3 protein-coding genes are annotated in these 2,513 nt (G+C 69.4%); all 3 read left to right on the top strand.

Features of this window, described 5'->3' with window-relative positions; translation table 11 throughout:
- Positions 1–2: 2 nt before the first annotated feature.
- Positions 3–929 (top strand): ABC transporter permease, encoded by a 927-nt coding sequence (locus ACTS11_RS21310; RefSeq protein WP_442642281.1) that lies wholly within the window; start codon positions 3–5, stop codon positions 927–929.
- Between the two features lie 4 nt (positions 930–933).
- Positions 934–1,764 carry an ABC transporter permease gene (locus tag ACTS11_RS21305; RefSeq protein ID WP_442642280.1) on the top strand — a complete coding sequence of 277 codons (831 nt, stop codon included), beginning with the start codon at positions 934–936 and terminating at the stop codon, positions 1,762–1,764.
- Positions 1,761–2,513: ATP-binding cassette domain-containing protein (locus ACTS11_RS21300; protein WP_442642279.1), on the top strand; the 753-nt coding region annotated here is incomplete at its 3' end. The genes ACTS11_RS21305 and ACTS11_RS21300, both read left to right, overlap by 4 nt.

Below are 2,513 nucleotides of genomic sequence, written 5' to 3'. Positions count from 1 at the left end.
CGGTGATCCTGGGCGTCGTGGTCGTCAACTTCCTGCTCCTGCAGCTTGCGCCCGGCGACCTCGCGACGGTGATCGCGGGCGAGGCGGGCGGCGCCACGCCGGAATACATCGCCGAGCTGCGCGCCCGCTTCGGACAGGACCAGCCGCTTCTGGTGCAGCTCCTGAACTACATGGGCAACCTGCTGACCTTCGACCTCGGCTATTCCTTCCGGCAGAGCGCGCCGGTGCTCGACCTGCTGCTCGACCGGCTGGGGCCGACGCTGCTGCTGATGGGGGCGACGCTGGTGGTGTCGCTCAGCCTCGGCGTCCTGCTGGGCCTGCTCGCGGCGCTCTGGGTCAAGACCTGGAAGGACCACCTGATCTCGGTCACGGCCGTCCTGCTCTACGCCACGCCGCTCTTCTGGGTGGGGCTGATGCTGGTGCTGGTCTTCGCGGTCAAGCTCGACTGGTTCCCGACGTCCGGCATGGAGGACGTCGTGGCCTTCCACGAGGGCTGGGACCGGGTCTGGGACATCGCGCATCACATGGTGCTGCCGACGGTCACGCTCTCGGTCTTCTATCTCGCGCTCTACGCGCGGCTCATGCGCGCCTCGATGCTGGAGCAGCGCGGCCTCGACTACGTGACGACGGCGCGCGCCAAGGGGCTGACCGACGCGCAGATCACGCGGCGCCACGTCTTCCGCAACGCGCTCCTGCCGGTGGTGACGATGGCGGGGGTGCAGACCGGCTCGCTCCTCGGTGGCTCGGTGGTGGTCGAGGCGGTCTTCGCCTGGCCGGGACTCGGGCAGCTCGCCTACCAGTCGCTCTTCGCGCGCGACTACAACCTGCTGCTCGGCATCTTCTTTCTCTCCGCGATCCTCGTCGTGGTCGTGAACCTGCTGGTCGACATCCTCTACGTGATCCTCGACCCGCGCATCCGGCTGGGGTGACGGCATGAAGAGCTTCAACGCACGTTTCTACGGCAACCCGCGCGTCTATCTCGGCCTCGCCTGGCTGGCGCTGGTGGTGATCGTCGCGCTCTTCGCGGGCGTGTTCGCGCCGCGCGACCCCTTCGCCATCGTCGGCCAGCCCTTCCTGCCGCCGGGGTCCGAGGGGTACCTGCTCGGCACCGACAGCCTGGGGCGCAACGTCCTGGCGGGCCTGATCCACGGCGCGCGCACCACGCTGATGATCGCCGTCCTCTCCACCCTCGCGGCGGTCGCCTTCGGCACGGTCCTCGGCGCGCTCGCGGGCTACTACGGCGGGATCGTCGACGATGTCCTGATGCGCCTGACCGAGTTCTTCCAGACGATCCCCTGGTTCCTCTTCGCCATCGTCCTCGTGGCGATCCTCTCGCCCTCGGCCATGAACCTCGTCATCGCCATCGCGGTGGTCAGCTGGCCGCCCATCGCCCGCGTCGTCCGGGCCGAGGTCATGTCGGTCAAGGCGCGCGAGTTCGTGCAGGCCGCCGTCGTGGCCGGGCAGCGCGACATGGGCATCCTCTTCGGGCAGATCCTGCCCAACACACTCTCGCCGCTGATCGTGACCGGCTCGCTCATGGTGGCGACCGCCATCCTGATCGAGAGCGCGCTGTCCTTCCTCGGGCTCGGCGCGCCGGGACAGATGAGCTGGGGCTTCATGATCGGGGCAGGGCGGTCCTTCCTGCGCGACGCCTGGTGGCTGGTGACGGTGCCGGGCATCGCGATCCTGCTCACCGTGCTCGCCATCAACCTGATCGGCGAAGGCCTGAACGACGCCCTGAACCCGAGGCTCGCCGACCTGTGACCGATCCAGTTCTCGACATCCGCGACCTGCACGTCGCGCTGCCCGCCTGGTCCGACCGCCGCCACGCGGTCAAGGGCGTCTCGCTCCAGGTCAACCCGCGCGAGATCCTCTGCATCGTGGGCGAGAGCGGCTCGGGCAAGTCGATGATGGGCAAGGCCGTGATGGGCCTTCTGCCCGCGCCGCATGTCCATGCCGACCGGGGCCAGATCGTCTTCGAGGGCAGGGACCTCCTGACGCTGGGCGGCGAGGAGATGCGCGCGATCCGCGGCGGGCGCATCGCCATGATCTTCCAGGAGCCGATGACGGCGCTCAACCCGCTGATGCCGGTGGGCCGCCAGATCGACGAGGTGCTCGAGGTCCATACCGAGCTCGACGCGCCCGCCCGCGCGGCCCGCGTGCGCGCGCTGATCGAGGACGTGCACCTGCCCGATCCCGACCGCATGGTGCGCAGCTATCCCCACCAGCTCTCGGGCGGGCAGCGGCAGCGCATCGTCATCGCCATGGCGCTGGCGCTCGAGCCCGCGCTGATCATCGCCGACGAGCCGACGACCGCGCTCGACGTCACGACGCAGGCGCAGATCCTGCACCTCATCAAGGAGTTGCAGCGCAAGCACGGCACCTCGGTCCTGTTCATCACCCATGATTTCGGCGTGGTGGCCGAGATCGCCGACCGCGTCGCGGTGATGCGGCAGGGCGAGGTGGTGGAGGAAGGCCCGGCCTCGGAGGTGCTCGTCACGCCGCGGCACGCC

The organism is Roseicyclus sp. (genome assembly GCF_052168335.1).
Taxonomy (GTDB): Bacteria; Pseudomonadota; Alphaproteobacteria; order Rhodobacterales; family Rhodobacteraceae; genus Roseibacterium.
Note: the sequence above shows the minus strand (reverse complement) of the source record. Positions and strands in the feature narration are given on the sequence as shown.